Source organism: Allobosea sp. GW821-FHT12C12, assembly GCF_058807355.1.
Map to the genome: position 1 here is coordinate 1 of NZ_JBXAQP010000006.1, position 26,590 is coordinate 26,590.

At 69.7% G+C, this 26,590-nt stretch carries 22 protein-coding genes and 1 pseudogene; 6 read left to right on the forward strand and 17 right to left on the reverse strand.

Annotated elements, in window-relative coordinates:
• From AC1RRW_RS10210 to AC1RRW_RS10235, 6 genes and pseudogenes are all read left to right on the forward strand, one after another.
• On the forward strand, window positions 1–487 hold a 487-nt coding region (locus tag AC1RRW_RS10210), incomplete at its 5' end, for an NAD(P)/FAD-dependent oxidoreductase (RefSeq protein ID WP_492900638.1).
• Window positions 487–801, forward strand: a complete 315-nt coding sequence (locus AC1RRW_RS10215) for a 2Fe-2S iron-sulfur cluster-binding protein (RefSeq protein WP_492900639.1) — start codon at window positions 487–489, stop codon at window positions 799–801. The genes AC1RRW_RS10210 and AC1RRW_RS10215, both read left to right, overlap by 1 nt.
• A gap of 42 nt (window positions 802–843) precedes the next feature.
• Window positions 844–1,728 (forward strand): FAD binding domain-containing protein, encoded by an 885-nt coding sequence (locus tag AC1RRW_RS10220; RefSeq protein ID WP_492900640.1) that lies wholly within the window; start codon window positions 844–846, stop codon window positions 1,726–1,728.
• A 20-nt stretch (window positions 1,729–1,748) separates the two neighbouring features.
• A pseudogene (locus AC1RRW_RS10225) lies at window positions 1,749–4,439 on the forward strand (molybdopterin-dependent oxidoreductase); the annotation flags it as partial.
• A gap of 393 nt (window positions 4,440–4,832) precedes the next feature.
• Window positions 4,833–6,272 (forward strand): 6-hydroxynicotinate reductase, encoded by a 1,440-nt coding sequence (locus AC1RRW_RS10230; RefSeq protein ID WP_492900896.1) that lies wholly within the window; start codon window positions 4,833–4,835, stop codon window positions 6,270–6,272.
• A gap of 51 nt (window positions 6,273–6,323) precedes the next feature.
• On the forward strand, window positions 6,324–7,223 hold the full coding sequence (locus AC1RRW_RS10235; protein WP_492900641.1) for a UPF0280 family protein: 900 nt from the start codon (window positions 6,324–6,326) through the stop codon (window positions 7,221–7,223).
• Here AC1RRW_RS10235 and AC1RRW_RS10240 read toward each other — a convergent pair.
• The 17 genes from AC1RRW_RS10240 to argS form a co-directional block, all read right to left on the reverse strand.
• Complete coding sequence (locus AC1RRW_RS10240; RefSeq protein WP_492900642.1) at window positions 7,198–7,911, reverse strand: ABC transporter ATP-binding protein; 714 nt, start codon at window positions 7,909–7,911, stop codon at window positions 7,198–7,200. The genes AC1RRW_RS10235 and AC1RRW_RS10240 overlap by 26 nt on opposite strands.
• 1 nt (window position 7,912) lies before the next feature.
• Complete coding sequence (locus AC1RRW_RS10245; protein WP_492900643.1) at window positions 7,913–8,704, reverse strand: ABC transporter ATP-binding protein; 792 nt, start codon at window positions 8,702–8,704, stop codon at window positions 7,913–7,915.
• A complete protein-coding gene (locus AC1RRW_RS10250) occupies window positions 8,701–10,596 on the reverse strand; it encodes an ABC transporter permease (RefSeq protein ID WP_492900644.1) in 1,896 nt (631 codons plus the stop codon). The genes AC1RRW_RS10245 and AC1RRW_RS10250 overlap by 4 nt, the downstream gene beginning before the upstream one ends.
• Before the next feature lie 195 nt (window positions 10,597–10,791).
• A complete protein-coding gene (locus AC1RRW_RS10255) occupies window positions 10,792–12,009 on the reverse strand; it encodes an ABC transporter substrate-binding protein (protein ID WP_492900645.1) in 1,218 nt (405 codons plus the stop codon).
• A gap of 421 nt (window positions 12,010–12,430) precedes the next feature.
• Window positions 12,431–13,813, reverse strand: coding sequence for a peptidoglycan DD-metalloendopeptidase family protein (locus tag AC1RRW_RS10260; protein WP_492900646.1), 1,383 nt, complete (start codon window positions 13,811–13,813; stop codon window positions 12,431–12,433).
• A gap of 122 nt (window positions 13,814–13,935) precedes the next feature.
• Window positions 13,936–14,595 carry a protein-L-isoaspartate O-methyltransferase family protein gene (locus AC1RRW_RS10265; RefSeq protein WP_492900647.1) on the reverse strand — a complete coding sequence of 220 codons (660 nt, stop codon included), beginning with the start codon at window positions 14,593–14,595 and terminating at the stop codon, window positions 13,936–13,938.
• A gap of 176 nt (window positions 14,596–14,771) precedes the next feature.
• Complete coding sequence (gene surE / locus AC1RRW_RS10270; protein WP_492900648.1) at window positions 14,772–15,533, reverse strand: 5'/3'-nucleotidase SurE; 762 nt, start codon at window positions 15,531–15,533, stop codon at window positions 14,772–14,774.
• A gap of 214 nt (window positions 15,534–15,747) precedes the next feature.
• Window positions 15,748–17,172 (reverse strand): serine--tRNA ligase, encoded by a 1,425-nt coding sequence (gene serS, locus AC1RRW_RS10275; RefSeq protein WP_492900649.1) that lies wholly within the window; start codon window positions 17,170–17,172, stop codon window positions 15,748–15,750.
• A gap of 218 nt (window positions 17,173–17,390) precedes the next feature.
• Window positions 17,391–18,218 (reverse strand): twin-arginine translocase subunit TatC, encoded by an 828-nt coding sequence (gene tatC / locus AC1RRW_RS10280; protein WP_492900650.1) that lies wholly within the window; start codon window positions 18,216–18,218, stop codon window positions 17,391–17,393.
• On the reverse strand, window positions 18,215–18,778 hold the full coding sequence (gene tatB / locus AC1RRW_RS10285; RefSeq protein WP_492900651.1) for a Sec-independent protein translocase protein TatB: 564 nt from the start codon (window positions 18,776–18,778) through the stop codon (window positions 18,215–18,217). Before tatB ends, tatC begins: the two co-directional genes overlap by 4 nt.
• Window positions 18,779–18,824: 46 nt before the next feature.
• Window positions 18,825–19,079 carry a twin-arginine translocase TatA/TatE family subunit gene (locus tag AC1RRW_RS10290; RefSeq protein ID WP_492900652.1) on the reverse strand — a complete coding sequence of 85 codons (255 nt, stop codon included), beginning with the start codon at window positions 19,077–19,079 and terminating at the stop codon, window positions 18,825–18,827.
• A 66-nt stretch (window positions 19,080–19,145) separates the two neighbouring features.
• Window positions 19,146–20,258, reverse strand: coding sequence for an ABC transporter ATP-binding protein (locus AC1RRW_RS10295; protein ID WP_492900653.1), 1,113 nt, complete (start codon window positions 20,256–20,258; stop codon window positions 19,146–19,148).
• A 102-nt stretch (window positions 20,259–20,360) separates the two neighbouring features.
• A complete protein-coding gene (gene scpB / locus AC1RRW_RS10300; RefSeq protein WP_492900654.1) occupies window positions 20,361–21,047 on the reverse strand; it encodes an SMC-Scp complex subunit ScpB in 687 nt (228 codons plus the stop codon).
• Window positions 21,048–21,055: 8 nt separating this feature from the next.
• Window positions 21,056–21,868, reverse strand: coding sequence for a segregation and condensation protein A (locus AC1RRW_RS10305; protein ID WP_492900655.1), 813 nt, complete (start codon window positions 21,866–21,868; stop codon window positions 21,056–21,058).
• A 41-nt stretch (window positions 21,869–21,909) separates the two neighbouring features.
• Entirely contained in the window at window positions 21,910–22,920 is a 1,011-nt protein-coding gene (gene nagZ / locus AC1RRW_RS10310) for a beta-N-acetylhexosaminidase (RefSeq protein ID WP_492900656.1), read from the reverse strand.
• Between the two features lie 172 nt (window positions 22,921–23,092).
• Window positions 23,093–24,691, reverse strand: a complete 1,599-nt coding sequence (locus AC1RRW_RS10315; RefSeq protein WP_492900657.1) for an SPOR domain-containing protein — start codon at window positions 24,689–24,691, stop codon at window positions 23,093–23,095.
• Between the two features lie 101 nt (window positions 24,692–24,792).
• Window positions 24,793–26,556 (reverse strand): arginine--tRNA ligase, encoded by a 1,764-nt coding sequence (argS, locus tag AC1RRW_RS10320; RefSeq protein WP_492900658.1) that lies wholly within the window; start codon window positions 26,554–26,556, stop codon window positions 24,793–24,795.
• Window positions 26,557–26,590 lie beyond the last annotated feature (34 nt).

Genomic DNA, 26,590 nt, shown 5'->3' on the forward strand with positions numbered 1-26,590 from the left:
GCTCATGCACCGCCGCGACGAGTTCCGCGCCGCGCCCCACTCCGTCGAGCGGATGCGCGCGCTCGTCGCGGACGGCGAAATGGAATTGCGCTTCGGCCAGGTCGCCGGGCTCGAGGGCGACGGGACGACCCTCTCGGCCGCGACCTGCCGCGACAATGCCGGCGCGACCTTCGCCGTCGCCTGCGACACGCTGCTGCCGTTCTTCGGCCTGACCATGAAGCTCGGCCCGATCGCGAACTGGGGCCTGAACCTCAACGAGAACCTGATCCCGGCCGACACCGAGAAGTTCGAGACCAGCGTGCCGGGCATCTTCGCCATCGGCGACATCAACACCTATCCCGGCAAGCTCAAGCTCATCCTCTCGGGCTTCCACGAGGCCGCCCTCGCCGCCCAGAAGGTCCACCGCTACGTCTATCCCGACAGGCGCCTCACCTTCCAGTACACCACATCATCGACAGCCCTCCAGAAAAAGCTCGGCGTGGCGTGATGCATGTGCGCGTGACCGACCGCGACGGGCAGGAGCGCGAGCTGGAGGCGCTCGAAGGCTGGCGGCTGATGGAGATCATCCGCGACTGGGGTCTGCCGATCAAGGCCGAGTGCGGCGGCGCCTGCGCCTGCGCCACCTGCCATGTCTATGTCCGCCCGGACTGGATCGACAGGCTGCACCCGCCGCGAGAGGACGAGCTGGAGCGCCTCGACGAGGCCTTCGACGTCCGCCCGAATTCCCGCCTCGCCTGCCAGATCCTGTTTTCGCCCGAGCTCGACGGGCTGACCGTCGCGCTCGCGCCGGAACTCGACTGACGCCGCCGACAGCATCGCCATGAACTCGCCGGGGCTCGCATCATGACGCGCTACCACAGACCGACCAGCCTCAACGAGGCGCTGACGCTGAGGGCCGAAAGCGCCGCCGCCGCCCCGCCGACCGTGCTGGCCGGCGGCACCGACGTCTACCCGGTGCGCACCCAGCGCGCCGCCTGGTTCGAGCCTTACCCAAGCGACATGCTCGACATCAGCGCCGTCCCCGAACTCGGCGGCATCGACCATGGCCCGCGGGGCACGCGGATCGGCGCGCTGGCGAGCTGGAGCGCGGTCATGGCGGCGGATCTGCCGCGGGCATTCGACGCTCTGAAGCGGGCCTCCGCCCAGGTCGGCGGCGTCCAGATCCAGAATCGCGGCACGATCGCCGGAAATCTCTGCAACGCCTCGCCGGCCGCCGACGGCGTGCCGCCGCTGCTGGCGCTCGATGCGGAGGTCGAACTGGCGAGCCCGCGCGGCAGGCGGCGGCTGCCGCTCTCGGCCTTCATCTTCGGAAACCGCCGGACCGCGCTCTCGCCCGACGAATTGCTGGTCGCGATCCATGTCCCGCCGCAGCCGGAGGCGATGCGCTCGACCTTCCAGAAACTCGGCGCGCGCAGCTATCTCGTGATCTCGATCGCCTCGGTCGCGGCCAATGTCGCACTCGATCGAACCGGCCGCATCGCGGCGCTGCGGATCGCGGTCGGGGCCTGCTCGGCCGCGCCGCGGCGGCTGACCGGACTGGAACTGAGGCTGCTGGGCCAGGCGGCGTCGCCCGCACTCGCGGGCGCGGTCACGCCGGCCGATCTCGCGACGCTTTCGCCGATCGCGGATGTCCGCGCCAGCGCCGCCTATCGCGCCAGTTCGGCGCTGGTGCTGGTGCGCCGGGCGCTGGCCGGCCTGCTCGCCGCCCCAATGGAGGTCGCCGCGTGAACGTCCATGACCGCTCCACCGTGCCGGCGGCACGCGACGAGACGATCCGCTTCCGTCTCAACGGCGATGCCGTCGCGCTCGCCGAGCCGCCCGATACCCGCCTGAGCGAGGCGCTGCGCGCGAGCCTCGGCGCGACCGGAACGAAAATCGGCTGCGACGCCGGCGATTGCGGCGCCTGCACCATCCTGCTCGACGGCGCGCAGGCCTGCGCCTGCCTGATCCCGCTCGGACAGGTCGAAGGCCGCGGCGTCGCCACCGTCGAGGGCCTGGCCGGCGACCCGCTCGGCCGCGCGCTGCAGGCCTCGTTCCACGCCCATGGCGCGGCCCAGTGCGGCATCTGCACGCCGGGCATGCTGATGGCGGCCTACGACCTGCTCGCGCGCGATCCGCGGCCGACCGAGCCCGCGACGCTGGACGCGCTCGGTGGCGTGCTCTGCCGCTGCACGGGTTACATCAAGATCGTCGAGGCTGTGCGCGCGGCGCACGGGTTCGTGTCCGACGCTTCGCCGGCCGACCCTGCTACAGGTCCCCTTCCCCCCGCTTGCGGTGGGGAAGGGCCAGGGATGGGGGGGCGTGCAGGACGTGGCTCCTCCTCCGATCGCGGCGAACCGGCGTGGACTCTCCCCCCCGCCCCGGCCCTCCCCACCGCAAGCGGGGGGAGGGAGACCAGCGCCTCGATCGGGACGCGCATCGCCCGACTCGACGGCGAGCCGAAGGTCGCCGGCACGGAGATCTACGGCGCGGACCGCGTGCCGGACGGCGCGCTCTGGCTGCGCGCCTTGCGCTCGCCGCACCCGCGCGCCCGCTTCACGCTGGGCGATCTCGACGCTTTCGTCGCGAGCCGGCCGGGGCTGGTGAGGATCTTCACGCCCGCCGACGTGCCGGGCGAAAATTCCTTCGGCATCTATCCGCATCTCAAGGACCAGCCGGTCTTCTCCACCGGCGAGACGCGCTATCGCGGCGAATGCGTGCTCGCCATCGTCGGCGAGAAGGCGGCGGTCGAGGCGGTGCGGATGAGCGAGTTTCCCATCGCATGGGAGCCGCTGCCGGCGATGATCGGCAGCCAGGCCGCGCTGGCCGAGGACGCCTTCTCGCTTCACGATTTCGCGCCCGACAACGTGCTGACGCGCGGCCGCGTCGTCAGCGGCGATGTCGAGGGAGGCTTCGCGGCGGCCGTCCACACGGCGTCCGGTTCGTTCGAGACCGGCTTCGTCGAGCACGCCTATATCGAACCCGAAGCCGGCTATGCACGGCGCATCGGCGACGCGATCGAGGTCTTCGCCTGCACGCAGGCCCCTTACATGGACCGCGACGAGGTCGCCCGCGTGCTCGGCATCGCGCTCGACGCCGTGCGGATCATCCCCTCGGCCTGCGGCGGCGGTTTCGGCGGCAAGCTCGACGTCTCGCTGCAGCCGATGCTGGCGGTCGCGGCCTGGGTGCTGAGGCGGCCGGTCGCCTGCGTCTTCGGTCGGATCGAATCGATGGTCTCCTCGACCAAGCGCCACCCCTCGCAGATCACGGCGAAAGCCGCCTGCGACGCGGACGGCAAGCTCGTCGCCTTCGCCATGGACGGCGATTTCGACACGGGGGCCTATTCCTCCTGGGGGCCGACCGTCGCCGGCCGCGTGCCGGTCCATGCGACCGGACCCTACAAGGTGCCCAACGTCCGCAACCTCTCGCGCGCCATCTTCACCAACGGCCCGCCCTCCGGCGCATTCCGGGGCTTCGGCGTGCCGCAGGCGGCGATCGCGCAGGAGAGCCTGTTCGACGATCTGGCGGCCGCGGCCGGCATCGACCGGCTGGAGTTCCGCCTGATCAACGCGATCCGCGCCGGCGACGCCACCGCCTGCGGACAGGTGCTGGAAGCTAGCGCTGGCCTGGCCGAATGCCTCGAGGCGTTGAAGCCGGATTGGCAGGCGCTGCTCGCGGACGCCGCCGCCTTCAACGCGAAGGAAGGCCGCTCGCGCCGCGGCGTCGGCATTGGCTGCATGTGGTACGGCATCGGCAACACCGGGATGTCGAACCCCTCGACGATGCGGATCACGCTCGATCGGGACGGCGCCCTCACCTTCTGGAACGGCGCAGTCGATATCGGCCAGGGTTCGACGACCGTGCTGACCCAGATCGCGGCCGACGCGCTCGGCCTGCCGGTTTCCGCCTTCAGGCTCGTCATCGGCGACAGCGCGCTCACGCTCGACGCAGGCAAGACCTCGGCCTCGCGCCAGACCTTCGTCTCGGGCCGGGCCTCGCAGGCCGCGGCCAGGGATTTGCGGGCCGCGATCCTGCGGCTGACCAACGCCGGCGAAGGCGCGAGCCTGCATCTCGACGAGGCGAGCCTGAGCGTCACCGAGAACGGCGTCTGCGCCCGGATCGACCTCGCCGCCCTCCCCGCCGATGCCGAAGGCATCGTGCTGGAAGGTCTCGGCTCATTCGACCCGCCGACCATCCCGCTCGACGCCGATGGCCAGGGCATTCCCTATGCGACCTACGGCTTCGCCGCGCAGATCGCCTCGCTCGACGTCGATCTCGATCTCGGCACGGTGAAGCTGAACCGCATCGTCGCGGCCCATGACGTCGGCAAGGCGATCAACCCGATGCTGGTCGAGGGCCAGATCCATGGCGGCATCGCCCAGGGCATCGGGCTCGCGCTGATGGAAGAATATCTGCCCGGCCGCACCGAGAACCTGCACGACTACCTGATCCCGACCGTCGGCGACGTGCCGCCGATCGATATCGTCCTGATCGAGGACCCCGAGCCGCTGGGACCGTCCGGCGCGAAGGGCATCGGCGAGCCGGCGCTTGTCCCGACCGCGCCGGCGATCTTGGGCGCGATCCGCCACGCGACGGGGGTGACTCCGAGGCAGATCCCGGTGCTGCCGCATCGCCTGTGGGAAATGCTGCGGGAGAAGGAATCGAAGGCCGACCACAACCCTCATCCTGGGGAGCCGCGAAGCGGCGTCTCGAAGGATCGTCCAGCGCGCTCCGGAGCATCCTTCGTGACGCAGGCTCCGCCTGCTCCTCAGGATGAAGGCTCGCTTGCAATCACGAACGCGGCCCGCGCCGGACGCTCGCGCAAGTTCGGGGCGGCGGAGGGCGATGACGGCATCATCCGCTGCGACGCCTGCCCGGTGCTGTGCCGGATCAGGCCCGGCCGCTCCGGCGCCTGCTCGCGCTACGCCAATCAGGACGGACTTCTTGTCCGGACCGACCCGGTCGTGCTGCTGGCGGAAGCGGTCGAGACCGGCCAGCCGCTGGTGCCCTTCGCCGAGAACGCCGAGGACTGGGACGGCGCGGCCCTGCCCTCGAGCCGCGTCTTCGTCACCGGCATCGGCTCGGGCACGACCTATCCGGACTACAAGCCCGCGCCCTTCATCGTCTCGTCGCGGCATGACGGCGTCGACACCGTTACGGTCGTGACCGAGGGCATCTTCTCCTATTGCGGGGTCAAGGTGAAGATCGACACCGACCGGCATCTCGGCCCCGAGACGGCGGCGATCCGCGCCGGGGGCGAGCAGATCGGCCATGTCACCACGGCCGAATACGGCTCGCAGATGCTCTCGCTCGGGGGCGTGCGCCATCTCACCGGCGGCTCCAAGAAAGAGGGCAGCGCCACCTGCGAGGCGATGCTCCGGCTCGCGAACGGCGAGGCGGTCGAGCTGACCATCGACGGCGGACACGGCGTGGTCGTGCAGGCAGGCCAGCCGCCGATCGTCGACGGCAAGCCGGAGACGCGCATGCGCGTCGGCTGCGGCTCGGCCACGATCGGCATCTTCGCGCGGCAATGGCGCGACCATGTCGACGAGGTCATCGTCGTCGACGACCACATCACCGGCGTCCTGACCGAGCATCAGGCCGGCCGCGTGCTCGACATGAAGCCGGCGGGCATCCGGGTGCGCGGCCGCAAATCGACGCCCGGCCGCTATTTCCAGGTCGCCGAGCCCGGCCTCGGCTGGGGCGGCACCGACATCACGCAGCCGCTCTCGATCATCCAGAAGATCGACGAGAAGCTGGCCTGGCCGGGCATGCGCCTGCTGATGACCTCGACCACCGGCGAGGATTCGGCCTTCTTCGTGCTGGATGAGAATTTGCGTCCGGTCGAGGCGCGGATGCCCCCGCCCGTGCGGCAGGTGGTCGAGCGCATCGGCCAGAACTGCGAGCCCTCGCTCTGCACCGTCACCTTCATGGCCGGCGCCGGCGGCTCGCTCCGCGCCGGCGTCACCGAGAATCCGGTGCTGCTGACGCGCTCGGTCCAGTCCGGCGCGACCCGCGTGACGATGGGCGGCGCGCCTGTCTTCGTCTGGCCGGGCGGCGGCATCACCGTGATGGTCGACGTGCTGCGGCTGCCGAAGAACGCCTTCGGCCATGTGCCGACGCCGGCGCTGGTCGCGCCGATCGAGTTCACCTTGCCGCGCGAGCTCTACCTGGCGCTCGGCGGCCACGAGGACGAAATCGTGCCGATCGAAGAGGTGATGCGCGCCCATGGCGGCGAGGCGCGCATCGAGCCGGCGATGACGGAGAACCCCTGGCCGCTGCGGGAGGTTTGATGACATTTCGTCCTTGCTTCGCGACGCTCGCAATGACGGTTGGCGAAAGCGATGAAGACCCACCACGCTGTTCGACTGCCCGGCAACCGGCTGCATCTGCAGGAAGGCCCGAGCGATCTCGTCATCGCGGCTTTCGGTGAGGCCGATGCGATCGAGCGGGCCTATGCGGCGGCCGAGGCCGCCTTCGACGGCCTGCTCGCCGAACTCGCCTCCGAACTCCCCGTCCTGCGCCAGCCGCTCAGCCACCGGCCGCCCTCGCTCCAGGGTGCGACGGCCCAGCGCATGGCCCGCGCCTGCTGGCCGCATCGCGGCCGGTTCATCACGCCGATGGCGGCGGTGGCGGGCGCGGTCGCGGATACCGCGATGGCGGCCATGGTCTCGGCCGCGCCGGGCCTCGAACGCGCCTATGTCAACAATGGCGGCGACATCGCCGTCCATATCGCGCCGGGCCATCACCTCGACATCGGCGTCGTGCCCTCGCTGGCGCGGGCCCGGCCCGACGGTTTCCTGCGGCTGGAGGCGGCTACGCCTGTTCGCGGCGTCGCGACCAGCGGCTGGCGCGGACGCTCCTTCTCGCGCGGCATCGCCGACGCCGTGACGGTGCTGGCGCGCTCGGCGGCGGAAGCCGACGCGGCGGCGACGATCGTCGCGAATGCAGTCAACGTCGACGATGCGGCAATCGAAAGAAAGCCGGCTCGCGAGCTCGATCCCGACAGCGATCTCAAGGACTTGGCCGTGACGATGGATGTTGGGCCGCTGGCTCCGAAGGCTGTGGCGGCGGCACTGTCGAATGGCGTCGAGGCCGCGGAGGCGCTTCTCGCGCAAGGGCTGATCGAGGGTGCGCTGCTGGCGCTGGCGGGCGAATGGCGCAGCGTCGGCGGAGCGGCCTTGCCGTCATTGCCTCGCTGCGCTCGCGATGACGGATCTACACCGACAGATACTGCGTCCTGACCGCTTCGTTGGCCTTCAGCTCGTCCATCGTGCCGGTGAACCGGATCATGCCCTTCTCGATGATCGCGGCGCGGTCGGCGACGTTGCCGGCGAAGTGCAGGTTCTGCTCCGAGATCAGCACGGTCAGCCCCTCGCCCTTCAGCGCCAGGATCGTCCTGGCCATCTCCTCGACGATGACGGGCGCAAGTCCCTCGGAAGGCTCGTCGAGCAGGACGAGCTTGGGGTTGCCCATCAGCGTGCGTGCGATCGTCAGCATCTGCTGCTCGCCGCCGGACATCGCCCCGCCCGGCCGGTCGCGCATGCGCCCGAGATTGGGAAAGAGCGAAAACAGCCGCTCCGGCGTCCAGTGCGGCGCGTCGGGACGCGGCGGGCGCTGGGCGACCGAGAGGTTTTCCATCACCGACAGCTCGGAGAAGACGCGCCGGTCCTCCGGCACGTAGCCGATGCCGAGCCGGGCGATCTCGAAGGGCTCGCGCCCTTGCACCGCCTGGCCCTCGAACGAGACCACGCTGCCGCCGGCCGGCGGCACGAGTCCCATCACCGCCTTCATCGTGGTGGATTTGCCGGCGCCGTTGCGCCCCATCAGCGCCAGAACTTCGCCGCGCTTCATCGTGAACGCGACGCCCTGCAGGATGTGGGCGCGGCCGTAATAGGCCTCGAGCCCGGCGATCTCGAGCATGGCGGTCATCTCAATGCCCTCCCGAGGTCGCGCCGGAGCCGAGATAGACCGCCCGCACATTCGGATCGTGGCGGACTTCCTCGGCCGTGCCATGGGCGATCAGCCGGCCGCGATCGAGCACGATGACGCTGTCGGAATGGGTGAAGACGACGTCCATGTCGTGCTCGGTGAACAGCACGGCGATGCCCTTGGCGGCGGCGATGGCGGCGGTGAGCGCCATCAGCTCGATGCGCTCGCGCGGGGCCATGCCGGCGGTCGGCTCGTCCATCAGCAGGAGTTTCGGCTGGTTGGCGAGCGCGACGGCGAGCTCGACGCGCTTGAGGTCGCCATAGGCGAGCACGCCGCAGGCGCGCTCCGCCTGCTCCAGCATGCCGACCTGCGCGAGCAGCGCGTCGGCAGAATCCTTGAATTTGCCGCGGGCGCGGCCGAACGGGCTGAAGATTTCCCCGGCATGCGAGATCAGCGCCATCTGGATGTTCTCGCGCACCGTCATCGAGGTGAAGGTCGCGGTGATCTGGAAGGTCCGGCCGACGCCCATGCGCCAGACCGCGCGCGGCTTCATGCCTGTGATGGCGCGGCCCGCGAGCACGACCTCGCCCCTGTCTGGCCTGAGCTGGCCGTTGAGCATGTTGAAGCAGGTCGTCTTGCCCGCGCCGTTGGGGCCGATCAGCGCCAGCATCGTCCCGGCCTCGACCGAGAACGAGACGCCGTCGACCGCGCGCACGCCGCCGAAGGATTTTTGCAGGTCGCGCACCACCAGAACGGGGCCGGCGGCCCGCGACGTCGCCGGCACGGCGCTCATCGGCCGGCCTCCGTGGCGAGCACGGGCCTGGCCTCGGCTTCGGGCCGGCCGCGCCAGCGCTCCAGCCCGAGCAGGGACGCGCCGACCAGCCCGCGCGGGAACAGGATGACCAGCAGCACGATCGAGAAGCCGAGCACGAAGCGCCAGTACATCGTCGCCTTCATCAACTGCTCGGAGAGGCCGGCGAAGGCGAAGGCGCCGACGATCGGCCCCGAGACCGTCTGGACGCCGCCGAGCAGCACCATCAGCAGCGCGTCGACCGAGCGCGGAATCGCCATGTAGGTCGGGAAGACCGAGCCCTTGAAGAAGGCGAAGAGCGCGCCCGCGACGCCGGCGGCAAAAGCCGCGACGGCGAAGGCGATCCACTGGATGCGCATCACGTCGATGCCGATCGCCTCCGAGCGCAGCGGGTTGTCCCGCGCGGCGCGAAGCGCGTAGCCGAGCGGCGAGAAGATCGTCAGGCGCAGGGCGAGGATCGAGGCCGCGCAGACGATCAGCGCGAGATAATAGAACGCGAATTTGGAAGAGGCCCAGGCCGAGGGCCAGACGCCCAGAATGCCGTTGTCGCCGCCGGTGACCTCGACCCACTGGAAGGCCGTCGCCCAGGCGATCTGCGCGAAGGCGAGCGTCAGCATGGCGAGATAGACGCCTGAGAGTCTGACGCAGAACCAGCCGAAGACGACGCCGGCGATGCCGGCCAGGAACGGCGCCAGGAGCAATGCCGGCTCCATCGGCGCGCCCAGCCATTTCACGGCGAGCGCCGCGCCATAGGCCCCGAGCCCGAAATAGGCGGCGTGGCCGAAGGAGGCCATGCCGCCCGGCCCCATCATGAAATGGAGCGATGCGGCAAACAGCGCGAAGATGACGAGTTCGGTCAGCGTCAGCAGGATGTGGTCGGGCGCGACCAGCGGCGCGAGCGCCAGGACGGCGAGGCCGATCAGCCCGGCGAGCTTGGTGAGATTGTCGGCCGGCAGCAGCAGCGGCTCGGCCGGGCCGTGGCCGCGCGCATGGCCGACCGGGGCCTTGCCCATCAGCCCATAGGGCTTGACCACCAGCACCGCCGCCATGACGAGGAAGACCAGAACCAGCGTGATCTTGGGAACGATCAGGATGCCGAAGGCATGCAGGATGCCGATCAGGACCGCGGCGAGATAGGCCCCCGTCACGCTGCCGAGCCCGCCGACGACCACGACGACGAAGGCCTCCGAGATCATGGCGAGGTCCATGTGCAGGTTCACCGCCTCGCGCGGCAATTGCAGCGCGCCGCCGAGCCCGGCCAGCATTGCCCCGAACGCGAAGACCGAGGTGAACAGCAGGCGCTGGTTGACGCCGAGAGCGCCGACCATCTCGCGATCCTGCGTCGCGGCCCTGACCAGCGTGCCCCAGCGCGTCTTCTGGAACAGCAGCCAGAGCACCAGCAGCACGAGCGGCCCGACCGCGATCAGGAATAGCTCATAGGTCGGGAAGCGGTTTCCGAACAGGATGACGAAGCTCCTGAAGCCCGGCGCGCGCGGCCCGAGCTTGTCCTCGGCCCCCCAGGTCGCCAGCGTCAGATCCTGCAGCATCAGCACGACGCCGAAGGTGGCGAGCAACTGGAACAGCTCGGGCGCCTGGTAGATGCGCCGCAGGATCGCGACCTCGATCAGCACGCCGATCAGCCCGACGAACAGCGCCGCCAGCGCGACGCCGCCCCAGAAGCCTATCGGCTCGGCCGGCCCGAAGCGCGTCACCAGCGTCCAGGCGAGATAGGCGCCGAGCATGTAGAGCGAACCATGCGCGAAGTTCACGATCCGCGTGACGCCGAAGATGATCGACAACCCGGACGCGACCAGAAACAGCGACGAGGCCGAGGCCAGGCCGTTCAGGGTCTGGGTGAGGATGAGGTCGAACATGCGTGGCCTGTCCAGCTCGGTGCGGTTTGGGCGTGGAAAGCCGCCCGTCGTCCCGGACGCGGCGAAGCGGAGCTCCGGGATCCATCATGGGAGCACTGTCGCGCCTTGAGATGGATCCCGGATCCGCGCCGCTGCGCGGCTTGTCCGGGCTGACGGCGGAGGGTCGTCTCTCTGCCTTGGGCTAACCGGGCGGCCTCACCCCGCCGGGCGCAGCGCCTTCACCTCGGCGTCGCTCGGCAGATATTTCGCCCCATCGGCATAGCGCCAGTCGACCATCACGCCCTTGCCGTCCTTGACCGCGGTCTTGCCGACATAGGCCCCGAGCGTCGACTGGTGGTCGACAGCGCGGTATTCGGCCTGGCCGAAGGCGGAGGGGAACTTCAGGCCCTTGAGCGCGTCGACCAGCTTCTCGGTTTCGGTCGAGCCCGCCTTGGTCAGCGCGGCCGCGATCGAATTCATCGTGTCGAAGCCGACGACCGAGCCCAGCCGCGGATAGTCGCTGAACTTCTTCATGTAGGCGTCGCGGAACTTGACGTGTTCCGGCGTCTTGATCTCGGCCTGCGGATAGCCGGTGACGATCCAGCCGACCGGCGCTTCCGCGCCGAGCGGATCGAGATATTCCGGCTCGCCGGTCAGCATCGAGGCGACCACCCTGCCCTCGAACAGGCCGCGCGTATTGCCCTGGCGCACGAAGTTCGAGAGGTCCGCGCCGAAGGTGACGTTGAAGATCGCGTCGGGCTTGGAGGTCTCCAGCGCCTGCACGGTCGCGCCGGCGTCGATGCGGCCGAGCGCCGGGAACTGCTCAGCGACGAACTCGACATCGGGCTTGGCCTTCTTGAGCAGTTCCTTGAACCACTTCACGGCCGACTGGCCATATTCGTAGTTCGGCGCGACCACGGCCCATTTCTTGGCCGGCAGCCTGGCGGCCTCCTCGACCAGCATGGCCGCCTGCATGTAGGTCGAGGGACGCAGGCGGAAGGTGTAGCGGTTGCCCTTGCCCCAGACGAGCGCGTCTGAGAGCGGCTCGGAAGCGACGTAGAGCCTCTTGTTCTGCAGCGCGAAGTCGGCGATGGCGAGGCCGACATTGGAGAGGAATCCGCCCGAGAGCAGGTCGACCTTCTCGGCGTTGATCAGATCGCCGGCATGGCGCACCGCGTCCTCGGGCTTGCCGCCGTCGTCGCGGAACACGGTCTCGATCTTGCGGCCGAGCGCGCCCCCGGCGGCGTTGATCTGCTCCAGCGCCAGTTCCCAGCCCTGGCGATAGGGCTTCAGGAAGGCGGGCTGGGCGGTGTAGCTGTTGATCTCGCCGACCTTGATCGGCCCGGCCCCTTGCGCCCTGACGAGCGAGGGCGCGGCGATGAGGGTGGCGCCGGCAGAAGCGCCGGCTAGAAAACTCCGACGGTCGATCGTCATCGCTGGTCCCCGTTCTGGCCCGGTGGCGAAGCGCCCCGCGCTCATTGATAGGTTTCGCATGCCGGCGACGCTGGGTCAGCCGGGAAATTCATTTGTATACCTATGAATTTGAAGAGGCCCAATCTGCTTGTCAACGCCTAAAAATCAGCATGACGTGAGCAGTGTAAAGGCAGTTGCGCAAGGCGACAGGGAAGGACGGAAGACGCAGGCGCGGCCTCGGCCGAGGTCGCCTGGAGGGTCTCTCACGATGCATCGCGTCATCCCGGACGAGCTGCGAAGCAGCGCAGTTCCGGGATGACGGGGGAGAGGTGAGCAATCTCGAGACAACAGCAAAATAGCGGGGCGGCCTTTCCTGGGACCGCCCCGCTCCTGTTCCGATCGGCGGGGTCTCGCGGTTGCCGATCGAAGGCTAACCCGAAACTCAGTTGCTGAGATAGGGCGTCGGATCGACCGGGGTCGAACCCTTGCGCAGCTCGAAATGCAGCTGCGGCGAGGAGACGTTGCCGGTCTGGCCGGCGGTGGCGACGACCTGGCCGCGCTTGATCGTGTCGCCGCGCTTGACGTTCAGGGCGCCGTTATGGGCGTAGGCCGAGACGTAGCCGTTGGGGTGGCGGATCAGCACGAGGTTGCCGTAGCCTTTCAGCTCGTTGCCTGCATAGGCGACGGTGCCGGCCTCGGCCGCCTTGATCGGCGTGCCTTCCGGCACGGCGATGTTGATGCCCTCATTGCCGCCCTTGCCGCTGAATCCGGCGATGACGCGGCCGCGAGCCGGCCAGCGGAAATCGGCCTTCTCCCCGGCGGGGGCGGCTTCTTCCTGCTTCGGCACGCTGGCCGTGGTCTTCGGATCGGGCTGGGGCTCGGCCTTCGCGGCGGCCTTGGGCTCGGCGACGACGGTCTTCGGCAGGGGAGCGGCCTTCGGCTCGGCCGGGGCGCTCGCGACGACCAGGGGCTTGGCCTTCTCCGCGACAGGAGCCGGCTTCTTTACTTCGGCGACCTTCGCGGCCGACTCGGCTGGGGCGACCGGGGCCGCGCCGGTCTTCTTCGCCTCGGCCCTGGCCTTGGCTTCGGCGGCGAAGCGGGCGCGCGATTCGCGCATCGCCTGGGCGTCGGCGGCCGCTTTCGCCCTTTCGTCCACGGGCGGAACCGGCGCGGTGCGGGCGGCGACCGTCGGCACGCCGCGCGCCGGCTCGTGGCGGGCATCGCTTTGGGTCTGCGTGCCCTGCGCCATCTGGCGCGGCGCGGCGGCGGGAACGCTGGCAGCCGAAGCGCCGGCGGCGTTGTAGACCGGAATCGTCAGGCGCGAGCCCGGCGCGACGTTCGGGCTGCTCAGCCCGTTCGACGAGATCAGCGCCGCCTTCGGCACGCCGTAGCGCGAGGAGATCATGTCGAGCGTCTCGCCCTGGGCGACGACGATCGGCGTGCCGCCATTGGCCGACCAGCCCGAGGCCGTGCCGCCGGTGGCGATGGGAGCGGCGCCGCGCAGGGCCACGGCCGATTGCGGCGGCGGCAGCGGTTGCGAGCGCACCGAGGCGACGGCCGGAGCGGCGGGAAGCGGCGCGCCCGGACCGGCGGCGGAGCGGCCGATCGAACCCGTCGTGGTCGGGTCGGACATCGGCGCGGCCTGGGCCGTCTTGAAGGGGCTGGAGAACGGCGCGTCCGTGAAGCGCATCGTGTCCGAGGAGCAGGCGCTGACGCCGAGGGCGAGAGCGCAGGCAGCCGACAGGCGCAGGGGAGCGCTGGGCTTGGCCGATCTCGACGGGCTACGCAGGGCAAACTGGCTGCGCATGAATACCTGGCTACGCATGACTTGCACTCGCGAACAACGCAACTCGATAGCCAGCATTAAAGCCGCGTTCAGGTTACGAAACCGTTTCGCGCTCGCGACCGCTCTTCATCTTTTTTGAGATCCGCCCGCCTCGCCGCGCCTCAGAGCGCCAGAGCGAGCCCTGCGGCCAGCGGCGCGAGCCGCAAGGCCGGCCCGACCGTCTGCGAGACGCCGCCATCGCCATGCCGGGCCGTCACTACGCGCAGGGGCACGCCGTCGACCCGCAGGCCGCCGACCAGCCGCCCGCCCGGCGACAGCCGCGCCAGCAGCGTCTCGGGAACCTCATTGACGACGCCGTTCATCAGGATGCGGTCGAAGCGGCCGAGCGTGCGGTCGGCCTGCAGGCCGTCGCCATGGCGCAGGTCGACGAGCTTGCCGAAGCCGCTGCCGGCGAGCCGCTCATGCGCTGCGAGCGCCAGCGTGCGGTAGCGCTCCATCGAGACGACCTCCCCGCCCATCGCCGCCAGCAGCGCCGCGACATAGCCCGAGCCAGCGCCGATCTCGAGCACGCGCGCGCCTGGCGTCATTTCGAGCGCCCCCAGCAGATTGGCGACGGTGTGCGGGGCGGTCATGGTCTGGCCGCAGGGCAGCGGCACCGAGACGTCCTGCCGCGCGAGATCGGCGAAGCGCGACGGCGCGAAACGCTCGCGCGCGACCTTCTCCATGGCGCGCAGCACCGCGAGGTCGCGCACGCCCTGGGCGCGAAGCGAGAGCAGGAAGGCGACGGTGCGCTCGCCCTCGCTGGCGGCCGCTTCGGTCATGTGCCCGCCCCCGCGTTCGGTCATGTTCTAGATGGCGACGACAGGCGGCCTACCTTTGCCGTCATGCTCGCCCTTGTGGCGAGCATCCACGTCCTGGTCGTAGCGTTCGACCCAGGAAGACGTGGATGGTCGGGACAAGCCCGACCATGACGGGAAAGGGGCTGGACGCATCGTGGTCAAGCAAACGCCTGCGCGAACTTCGTCAATGTCGGCTCATGCGTCAGGTCGAGCTCGATCGGCGTGATCGATATCCTCTTCTCCGACAGCGCGCGCAGGTCGGTGCCGTTCGCCGGCTCGCTCCTGGAGCGCTGGAAGGCGATCCAGAAATAGGGGTTGCCGCGCCCGTCCTGCCGGGGCTCCAGCCGCATCAGCTCCTGGTCGCGCCGCCCCTGCGCCGTCACCGCCACGCCCGCAACCTCCGCCGGCGGCACGTTCGGAAAATTCAGGTTGAACAGGATGTCCTTCGGAATGCCCTCCTCGAGCAGCCGGCGGATGATGCCTGGGCCGTGATGGCGGGCGCAGTCCCAGTGGATGTGGTCCCTGCCCTGCGGCCCGTAGGCCTGGCTCACCGCGATCGACGGGATGCCGAGCAGCGTGCCCTCCATCGCGGCCGCGATGGTGCCCGAATAGGTCACGTCCTCGGCGACGTTCTGGCCGCGATTGACGCCCGACAGCACGAGATCGGGCCGCGCCTCGATCATGATCGAGCGCGCCGCCATGATGACGCAGTCGGTCGGCGTGCCGGCGACGGCATAGCGCCGCTCGCCGATCCGGCGCAGCCGCAGCGGGTTCGACAGCGACAGCGAATGGGCGACGCCGGACTGGTCGGTCTCGGGCGCGACGACCCAGACCTCGTCGGAAAGCTGCGCCGCGATCTCCTCCAGCACGCCGAGCCCCTCGGCATGGATGCCGTCGTCGTTCGTCACGAGAATGCGCATGGGTAGTCCCTTATGAGGAAGCGACACGGGCGGCGAGCGCCACCCTGTCCCCTTCCCCCCGCTTGCGGTGGGGAAGGGCTGGGGATGGGTAGGGCGTGCAGACAGTGCCTCGACGCCGAAGCCTGGCTGCGGCGGCCTGGACTCGCCCCTCGCCCCGGCCCTCCCCCGCAAGCGGGGGCAGGGAGTGGCGTCGGCGTTTCCACGCGAATCGACATCACGCCTTCGCGACTTTCGTCACGCCGCGCATATACGGCGCCAGCGCGTCCGGCACCGTGATCGAGCCATCGGCGTTCTGGTAGTTCTCCATCACCGAGATCAGCGCCCGGCCGACCGCCGTGCCCGAGCCGTTCAGCGTGTGGACGAAGAACGGGCCCTTGCCGTCCTTGGTCCTGTAGCGCGCGTTCATCCGGCGCGCCTGAAAGTCGCCGCAGACCGAGCAGGACGAGATCTCGCGATAGGTCTTCTGTCCGGGCAGCCAGACCTCGATGTCGTAGGTCTTCCGGCTGGCGAAACCCATGTCGCCGGTGCACAAAGTCATCACGCGGTAATGCAGGTCGAGCTTCTTCAGCGCGGCCTCGGCGCAGGACAGCATGCGCTCGTGCTCCTCGCGCGATTTGTCGGGCGTGGTGATCGAGACCAGCTCGACCTTCTCGAACTGGTGCTGCCGCAGCATGCCGCGCGTGTCGCGCCCGGCCGAACCGGCCTCGGCCCGGAAGCAGGGCGTGAGCGCGGTATAGCGGCGCGGGAGTTCCTCCTCGGAGAGGATCGATTCGCGGACGAGGTTGGTGAGCGGGACTTCGGCCGTGGGGATGAGCCAATGAGCTTGGCGTGCCATCCATTGCCTCGTTCGCAGAGCATCCTCGCCTCGGACATCGCGCGCGCGCGCATCATCCGTCCCATAGTGGACTAGAAAATCCTGCGCTTGCTCCGAAGTAAGACCGTCAATCACAGAAAACTGATCATGCCGAAACTTCGGCAACTGCGCCGTCCCGAACATCGCGTCGTCCCGCACCATCAGCGGCGGGTTGACCTCGGTGTAGCCATGCTCCTCGCTGTGCATGTCGAGCATGAACTGCCCGATCGCGCGCGAAAGCCGCGCCACGCCGGAGTTCAGCACGACGAAGCGCGAGCCCGAGAGCTTCGCCGCGATCTCGAAATCCATCTGGCCGAGCGCTTCGCCGAGCTCGAAATGCTCCTTTGGCGCGGCGTTGCGGCCGAACAGCCGCCCGCCCGCCTCCTCCGGCTTTTCGCCATGGGTCGACTTGACGACGTTGCCGTGCTCGTCCGCGCCGTCGGGAACGTCGTCATGCGGCGTGTTGGGGATCGCGGCGAGTTTTTGCTCCAGCGCCTCCTTGGCGACCTTCTCCTCGGCTTCCAGCGCCGGCTGCAGTTCCTTGAGTGATGCGACCTCGGCCTTCAGGCTCTCGGCGAGGGCCGCATCCTTCGCGCCCATCGCCTTGCCGATCTCCTTGGACAGCGCGTTGCGGCGCTCCTGCGCGGCCTGAGCCTTCGCGATGGCGGCGCGGCGCGCGTCGTCGAGCGCCAGCAGCTCGATCGACGAGGTCTCGGCGAAACCCCTGCGCGCCAGCCCCCTGTCGAACGCCGCGGCGTTCTCGCGAATCCATCTGATGTCGTACATCGTCGTCAGGCCATGCCGTCGCTGCGGAGCGCAGCGAGGATGCTCTAGACCGGGATCGCGCGCGGGGGAACTGCCGATGTCGCACTTGGGAGGGGAGACGCCCTCCCCGTCATGGTCGGGCTTGTCCCGACCATCCATGTCTTAGCTGGTCGAGAGCTGTGTTCAAGACGTGGATGCTCGGGACAAGCCCGAGCATGACGGCAGGAGGACATCGCCGCTCAGAGACCCGCCGCTTTGTCCGCCGCGTCCTCGGCCGCCTTCGCCAGCGCCCGCTTTGTCTCGACATATTTCACCGAGAACACCGAGAGCTCGTAGAGAAGCAGCATCGGCACGGCGAGCATGAGCTGCGAGATCACGTCGGGCGGGGTCAGCACCGCCGCGATCACGAAGACGAAGACGATGGCGTAGCGGCGCTTGTCCTTGAGGAATTGCGAATCGATGATCCCCGCCTGGCCGAGCAGCGTCAGGATCACCGGCAACTGGAAGGCGATGCCGAAAGCGAAGATCAGCGTCATGATCAGCGAGAGATATTCGCTGACCTTGGGCAGGAGCGCGATACCGGCCTGCCCGTCCGTCGCCGCCTGCTGCATGCCGATCGAGAACTTCATCAGGACTGGCATGGCGAAGAAGAACACCATCGCCGCGCCCGCGACGAAGAAGAACGGCGTCGCCACCAGATAGGGCGCGAAAGCCTGCTTCTCGTTCTTGTAGAGACCGGGCGCGACGAATTTGTAGACCTGCGTCGCGATCACCGGAAAGGCGAAGAAGCCGGCGCCGAAAGCCGCGATCTTGATCTGAGTGAAGAGGTATTCCAGCGGCGCGGTGTAGATGAGCTGGACGTTGGCGCCCGGCCCCGCCGCCCAGATATAGGGCTGCACCAGCACGTTGTAGATCTGCGTCGCGAAGGCGAAGCAGATGAAGAACATGATCAGGAAGGCGATCAGCGACTTGATCAGGCGCGAGCGCAACTCGATCAGATGGTCGATTAGCGGGGCGCGCGAGGCCTCGATCTCGTCCTCGCCCTCGCGCGGATTGGCGACGCTCATGCCGCGCTCCCCTCGTCGGGCTCGGAGACCTTGGCCTTGCGCTTGCGCGGGGGCTTCGCCGGCTCTGATGCCTCCTCGATCACAGGCGCGGGCGCTTCCGCGACCGCGGCCTCAACCTTGACAGCGCGCTTGCGCGGCGGCTTCGGCTCGGCGACCGGGGCCGGATCGATCACGATCTCGGGCAGCGGTTCGGGACCGGGCAGCGCTGCGAGCTTGGCCTCGGCTTCCTTCATCGCGGCGTCGTCGAGACCGGCGGAGACGGTCGAGGTCGGCGGGTCGGCGATGCCGACATCGTCTTTCGGCATCTCGATCGGCTTGTAGTCGGTGTTCATCGCGCTGGAGACGGAGCCGCCGACATCCTCGACCTGCTTCTTCAGCTCGTGCAGCTCGGCCTCGCGCATGGCCTCGTTGAACTGGCCCTGGAACTCGCCGGCCATGCGGCGGATCTTGCCCACCGCCTGTCCGACGGTGCGCATGGCTTTGGGCAGATCCTTGGGGCCGATCACGACGAGCGCGACCGCCCCGATCAGCATCAATTCGCTCCAGGCGATGTCGAACATCGATGGCCGTCCTTCTAGCCCCAGCCTCGCGGCGGGGGACGCGCCATCAGGCCTTGGTCTCGGCCTTGGCCTGGGCGGCGCTGGCGGTCGCGGCCGCGTTGCTCGCCTGGACCTGGTCGATCACCTTGGGATCGGCCGGGGTCGTGGCGGGAGGCGGGGTCTCGTCCTCGGCCATGCCCTTCTTGAACGACTTGATGCCCTTGGCCACGTCGCCCATCAGCTCGGAAACCTTGCCGCGCCCGAACAGCAGCATCACGATGACGCCGACGACGATCCAGTGCCATATGCTGACGCCACCCATGGCGATCTCCCTTGAAACGGTGTGCCGGACCGGCTGAACGCCGGCGTCCCCTGCTTGGCGCGGAACCTATGTGTCCGCCGCGGGGAACACAAGAACTTCGTCCGTCGCGACATCGACGCCGACATCCTCGCCCTCGCGCAGGTGTCCCTGCCGCGAAACACGGCCGACCAGCGGCTTGTCGAGACCCGAGACCGCGACCAGGACATGGTCGACCTCGCCGAGGAAGCGCCGCGTGACCAGCCTTCCGGGCAGGCAGAATCCCTTGGGCACGAGCGTGATCGCCTGCGGGCGGACGCAGACGATGGCGTCCGCGCCTTCCGCCAGTCGAGGCGCGGCGAAGCGCCCGAGCGGCGTATCAACCGCGCCGCGCGCGACCTTGCCGGCGATCTCGGTGAAGTCGCAGAAGAAGCGCGCCGCGAACAGGTTGACGGGCCGGCGGTAGAGTTCCTCGCCCGAACCGACCTGGACGACGCGGCCGGCCCGCATCAGCACGATGCGGTCGGCGATGCGCATCGCGTCCTCCGGATCATGCGTCACGATGATCGAGGTCGCGCCGGTTTCCTGCAGCAGGGCGGCGGTCTCGTCGCGGACCACGTCGCGCAGGCGGCGATCGAGATTGGAGAAGGGTTCGTCCATCAGGAGCACGCCCGGACGCGGCGCGACCGCGCGGGCCAGCGCGACGCGCTGCTGCTCGCCGCCCGACAGCATGTGGGGATAGGCTTCAGTGAGATCGGCGAGGCCGACGCGGGCGATGGCGCGCCGCGAAGTGGCCTCGGCCGACGCCTCGTCATAGCCGCGCAGGCCGAACCGGACGTTCTCGCGCACGGTGAGATGCGGGAACAGCGCGTAGTCCTGGAAGACCAGCCCGACGCCGCGCTGCTCCGGCTCGACGAAGCGTTCGGGCGAGGAGACGTCCCGGCCCTCCAGCAGCACCCTGCCCGCGCTCGGCCGCTCGACGCCGGCGGCGAGCCTGAGCAGCGTCGTCTTGCCGCAACCGGACTGGCCGAGCAGCGCGACGATCTCGCCGGGCTCGACCGAGAGCGTCACGTCTTCCAGCGCCGTGACCGCGCCGAAGCGCTGCGTCACGGCGTCGAAACCGAGCGCCATCGGAATCGACGCGCCGGCCGTGCCGCGCCGGCCCCAGCTCAACCACCGCGCCACGCTCTCGCTGCGAGCCAAGGGATGCTCCGTCGTCATTGCGAGCGCGGCGAAGCAATCCAGCGTCTCGCGCCACGCCCTCCTAAACTGCCTTGTCGGCTTCGCCTCCCCGCGATGACGAGGCTACTCCTGCGCCCCATGCGGCGGCCCGTCGCCGTCGTCAAGCGGGGCGAAGAGGTCGCCGAGCGGGTCCTCGTCGCCGCGTAAGCCCGGATCGTCGTCGGGGACCGGCACGGTCAGGTCCCTGGTCAGGCGGCCCTCGATGAAGCCCGAGCCCTTCAGTTCGTCGAGGCCGGGCAGGTCGTCGATGCGGTCGAGCCCGAAATGATCGAGGAAGCCTGGCGTCGTGCCATAGGTCACCGGCCGCCCCGGCGAGCGCCGCCGGCCGCGCAGCCTGACCCAGCCGGCCTCCAGCAGGATGTCGAGCGTGCCCTTGGCGGTGGCGACGCCCCTGATCTCCTCGATCTCGGCGCGCGTCACCGGCTGGTGATAGGCGATGATGGCGAGCACCTCGAGCGCGGCGCGCGAGAGCTTGCGCGGCGGCTCGGCCTCGGCGGCGAGCAGGTAGCCGAGATCGGGCGCGGTCCGAAAGGCAAAGCCGCCGGCCACCGCGCGCAGATTGACCCCGCGCGGCTCGTAGAGCGCGCTGAGGCGGTCGATCACCTGCGCGATGTCGATGCCGGCCGGGATCGACTGCGCCAGGACCTCGCGCGACAACGGCCCGGCCGAGGCGAACAGCACGGCCTCGACGATGCGCAGCGCCCGCGCGAATGCCTCCGCGCCGGCATCGTCCTCGAAATCCTCGCTCATGGCGACGCTCATAGGGGAAGCACCGGCGGGCGGGCCGAGCGGCGCCGGACCTGCAGGGGCGCGAACGCGTCGTCCTGGCGCAGGTCGATGACCCCCTCGCGCACCATCTCCAGCATGGCCGACAGCGCCGACGCCCTGACCGTCGCCCCCATCTCGCTCGCGGGCAACCCGTGCGAGGCCATGTAGCGCGTGAGATAGGGGTCGATCGCGGTCCAGTCGCCGGCCTCGCCGACGAGTCGCTGCAGCGCCTCGCGCGCCTCGACCAGCGACCAGACCAGCCGGTGCCCGACCGAGATGTGGCCCTGCGCCTGCTTCTGGCGCTGCTGGGCATAGGCCGCGAGCAGGTCGTAGAGTTCGGCTTCCCAGACCGGGCGATGGCCGGCGACGATCTCTTCCGGCGCGCCGCGCGCGAACACGTCCTGCCCGAGCCGCTCGCGCGAGGCGAGTTTTCGCGCCGCGGCGCGGATCGCCTCGAGTCGGCGCAGGCGCAGCGCCAGCGCGGTCGCGAGATCGGCGGCGCTCGGCTCCTCGCCCTTGGGCGGCTCCGGCAGCAGCAGCCGCGATTTGAGATAGGCGAGCCAGGCCGCCATGACGAGGTAGTCGGCGGCGAGTTCGAGCCTGAGCGAGCGCGCCTGCTCGACGAAGACGAGATACTGCTCGGCCAGCGCCAGGATCGAGATGCGGTGCAGGTCGACCTTCTGCCGCCGCGCGAGGTCGAGCAGCAGGTCGAGCGGGCCCTCGTAGCCGTCGACATCGATGACGAGCCCAGGCTCGCCGTCGCGCAGGCCTGAATCCTCCTCGAATGGCAATTCAGTGGCCATGCTCGGCCAGCCCCCAATTTCCCAAATGCAGGTTCCGCCGTTCAGGCGGTCAACGCAAGCGCGCGCGCAACCAGTGCGCGGACGCTGTCCACATCGAGCGGCTCCGGCTCGTGCCGGATGCGGCCGAGCGCGGCGGCGGCGCGGCGGCCGCGCGCACCCGTCATCTCCGGCACCGCGCCGGCGATCGCGACCATCTCGTCCATGATGCCGTGGCAATGCAGCACGACGTCGACGCCGGCGCGGATGGCGGCGCCGGCCTTCTCGGCGAAACCGCCCGAGAGCGCCTTCATCGAGATGTCGTCGGTCATGATCAGCCCGTCATAGCCGAGTTCCCCGCGCATGATCTCGCGCACGATCCTCCGCGAGACGGTGGCGGGATGTCTTTTGTCGAGCGCGGTGAAGACGACATGGGCCGTCATCGCCAGCGGCATGTCGGCGAGATGCCGGAACGGCCGGAAATCCTGCGCCCGCAGTGTCTCCAGCGCGGCATCGACGACCGGCAGGGCAAAATGGCTGTCGGCCGTCGCGCGGCCATGGCCGGGCATGTGCTTGATCACCGGCAGCACGCCGCCGGCGAGCAGTCCCTCGGCGGCGGCGCGGCCGAGTCTGGCGACCAGATCGGGATCATGGGCATAGGCCCGGTCGCCGATCACGTCATGGCTGCCGGCGACCGGCACGTCGAGCACCGGCAGGCAGTCGACATCGATCCCGACCGCCTTCAGGTCATGCGCCATGAGCCTGGCCGAAAGCCGAACGATCTCACGCTGTTGCACGGGATCGTTGATTCGCGTGAAGCCGCGCGCCGGCGCGTATTTCGGCCAGTGCGGCGGGCCCATGCGCTGGACCCGCCCGCCCTCCTGGTCGATCAGGACCGGCGCATGCCAGCCGACGGCCTCGCGCATCTCGGCGGTCAGCGACGCGATCTGCTCAGGCGATTGCGTGTTGCGCCTGAACAGGATGAAGCCCCAGGGCCGCGCCTCCCTGAAGAAGGCGCGCTCGTCCGGGTTAAGGCTCGTGCCGAGGCAGCCGGCGATGAAGGCGCGCGAGGTCATCGCTCAGGCGTAGGAAGCGGCGGCACGCCGGTCAAGCGCCGCCGTCATTGCGAGGAGGCGCGGCCGACGAAGCGATCAGACGCCGCAGGCAGGGCGGTGGCCGCCGGCGGAGCGGCCATGAAAAAACCGGCGGCGCGGGGCGCCGCCGGTTCGCATCGAAGAAAAAGGCCGCTCAGTTCTTGGCGATGAAGCACTGCCCGCCAGACGCGGTGAGCTGGTTGCACATCGTCGTGGCGTCGTCGCGCGAATAGGGCCCGACGCGCAGGCGATAGACGGTCTTGCCGCCCGCGAGTTCGGTCTTGCGCACGATCGGGGCCTGACCGCCGAGCTGATCGGGGAACTTGCGCTGGAGCGCGGCGAAGGTGGCGCGCGCCTCCGATTCGCTGCCGGGAGCGGCGAGCTGGACGGCGAAATCGCCGACGCCGCTGCGGATCGGGGCGGTGGCGGGAGCCGGCGCCGCGGCGGGCGCGGGCGTCGGCGCGGCGTTGGCGACGCGAACAGGGGTCGAAGGCGTCGTCGCCGGAGCCGGAGCGGGAGCCGCCGCCGGGGCCGGCGTCGCCGCGCGCTCCTGCGTCTTGGCCGGTTCGGGCGGGCGCGGCTTCGGCGGGCTCGCCGTGGCCGTCGCCGGTCCGTTGATCTGCGGCCGGACGGGCGCGGCGCCGTTGGCGGCCGGAGCCGTGCCGTTGGAATAGGCCGCGTTGGCGCTCGGCGCGGGGGCGGGCGTGCCGTCAGGGCGGATCGAGACGGTGCGGACGCGGCGCGGCTCGCCGAGCCCCGGCACCGGCGGCATCGCGGTCAGCATCGGCTCGGACGGGGTCAGGCCGCGTTCGGGCGCGGCCGGCGCCTGCGCCAGCGGGTTGCCGGCATCGCTGGCCGCTCCGGTTCCGGGGCCGGCCATCACGACGCGCGGCGACAGCGAGCGGGCCGCCTGCTGGACATCGACCGGCTGTTCCTCGCGGTTGACCACCTTGGCCTGCCTGGCGGGGGTCTCGCCGGCGCGCTCGTAGATCTGCTTGTTCTGGTTCGGGATCTCGGCGCCGCCCGGATTGGCGGGCGCGACCTTGGTCGGGCCGGCATCGGCCGCGATCACCGGCGGCTGGCCGTTCGGGCCAGTGGGACCGCCGCGCAGCAGCATCGCCGCGCCGACGCCGGTGACGCCGACCGCCAGAAGCGCGACCGCCGTCCAGAGCCCCTTGCGCGAGCGTTGCGGCTCGAGTTCCGGCATGTCGTTGTCGGCCGGCGGAGCGCCGGTCTGGTAGGCGACGGCCTCCGCCTGCCGCTGGTCGTAGGCATCGTCGTAGCGGGCGTCCGGCGCGTAGCCGGCCGCCTGGTCGAGGTCGCGCGGCTGCTCGGCCTGCGGAGCGGGCGGGCGGGCATAGGCCTCGGCGACCAGATTGTCGAAATCGGGCATCTGCCGCGCGACCGGCGCAGCCTCCGCCGGAGGCGGCGGCGCCGGGGACGGGGCGGCGCGGGCCGGCTCGTTCCGGCGCAGCAGCGCCTCGAACTCGTCCAGCGCGCCGCGCAGTTCGGCCGGCGGGGCGCTCCGCGGCGCGGGCCCGGCGTCGAAACCCGGCTCCTGCCGCACCGCGACCGGGCCGCGGCCGCGCTCGGCGAAGAGATCCTTCAGCGGGTCGTCCTGCCCGACGATGCGGGTCAGCTCGACCAGCGGATCGACCGCGCTGGCCGGACGCTGCGGCTGCGCCGCGCCGCGGAGCTGGCGCTCGAGATCTTCGAGATCGAGGGCGAAACGGTTTCTAGCTGGCTCACTCATGGCATGATCCATTCCAGCACAGGGCCGACGCCACGATGGAACGCCGAACGCATTGCGCGGTCAATTTTTTGACCTCGTGCGCGCTGCCGGAAAGCTCTCCGTCAGCGCATCTCTTCCGGCGCCGCGACCCCCGCGACCGCCAGACCGGAGGCGAGCACGCTGCGAACGCAATGAACGAACGCCAATCTCGCCAGGGTCAAGTTTCGATCAGTTTGATTAACGAACCGTAATTGCGGCGAGTCTTTGCCCTTGTTCCAGAGCGAATGGAAAGCGCTCGCCAATTCGTGCACGAAGAACGCCACGCGATGCGGCTCGCAGGCCATGGCCGCCGCCTCGATCATCCTCGGATAGGCCGCGATCATCTTGACGATGCCGATCTCGGCCTCGTCGTCGAGGCGTTCCAGCTCCGCCCGCGCCAGGCTTTCCGGCGTCAGGTCGAGGTCGGGAAAGGCCTCGCGCGCCTGCCGGAAGATCGAGGCGCAGCGGGCATGGGCGTACTGGACGTAGAAGACCGGATTGTCCTTCGACTGCTCGACCACCTTGGCGAGGTCGAAATCCAGCGTCGCGTCGTTCTTGCGGAAGATCATCATGAAGCGCACCGCGTCGCGGCCGACCTCGTCGATGACCTCGCGCAAGGTGACGAAATCGCCCGAGCGCTTCGACATCTTCACCGGCTCGCCGTTGCGCAAGAGCTTGACGAGCTGACAGAGCTTGACGTCGAGCGCCCCCGCCCCGCCGGTCACGGCCTTCACCGCCGCGCTCATGCGCTTGACGTAGCCGCCATGGTCGGCGCCCCAGACATCGATCATCATGGGGAAGCCGCGCGTGAACTTGGAGCGGTGATAGGCGATGTCGTTGGCGAAATAGGTGTAGCTGCCGTCCGACTTCAGCAGCGGCCGGTCGACGTCGTCGCCAAACTGCGTGGCGCGGAACAGCGTCTGCTCGCGATCCTCCCAGTCCTCGTCCTTCTGACCCTTGGGCGGCGGCAGCCTGCCCTCGTAGACGAGATCGCGGGCGCGCAGATCCCCGATCGTGTCGCGCACCGCGTCGCGGTCGCCCTCGATGGTCTGCAGCGAGCGCTCGGAGAAGAACACGTCGTGAACGACGCCGAGCGCGGCGAGATCGTCGCGGATCATCGCCATCATGCCGTCGATCGCGGCGGCGCGGACCAGCGGCAGCCATTCCGCCTCGGGCTTCGTCAGCAAGGCATCGCCATGGGCCCTGGCGAGGCTTTCGCCGACCGAGACGAGATAGTCGCCCGGATAGAGCCCCTCGGGGATCGTGATCGTCTCGCCCAGCGCCTCGCGGTAGCGCAGATAGGCCGAGCGGGCGAGCACGTCGACCTGCGCGCCGGCGTCGTTGATGTAGTATTCGCGCGTCACCGCATGGCCGGCGAAAGCGAGCAGGTTGGCGAGCGCGTCGCCGAAGACGGCGCCGCGGCCATGGCCGACATGCATCGGCCCGGTCGGGTTGGCCGAGACGTATTCGACGTTCACCGCCGGCCGCGGCTTTGGCGCGCCCTTACCGTAGTCCGCGCCGTGCTCGACCGCGTCCCTGAGGATCGCGGTGAAGACCGAGGGCTTCAGCGTCAGGTTGATGAAGCCCGGTCCGGCGACCTCGACCTTGACGACATCGGCATCCTTTTCGAGCTCGGTGCGCAACAGTTCGGCCAGCACGCGCGGGTTGGCGCCGGCCTCCTTGGCCAGCACCATGGCGGCGTTGCAGGCGAGATCGCCATGGGTCGGATCGCGCGTCGGCTCGACCACGACGCGGGAGAGGTTCAGACCCGCCGGCAGCGCGCCTGCCTCGGCCAGCCCCGCCAGAATGGCGGCGACGCGGGCGGAAAAGCTCTCGAACAGGTTCATTGCGGCCTGACTTGCGTATCTCTGTCGCGCAGCA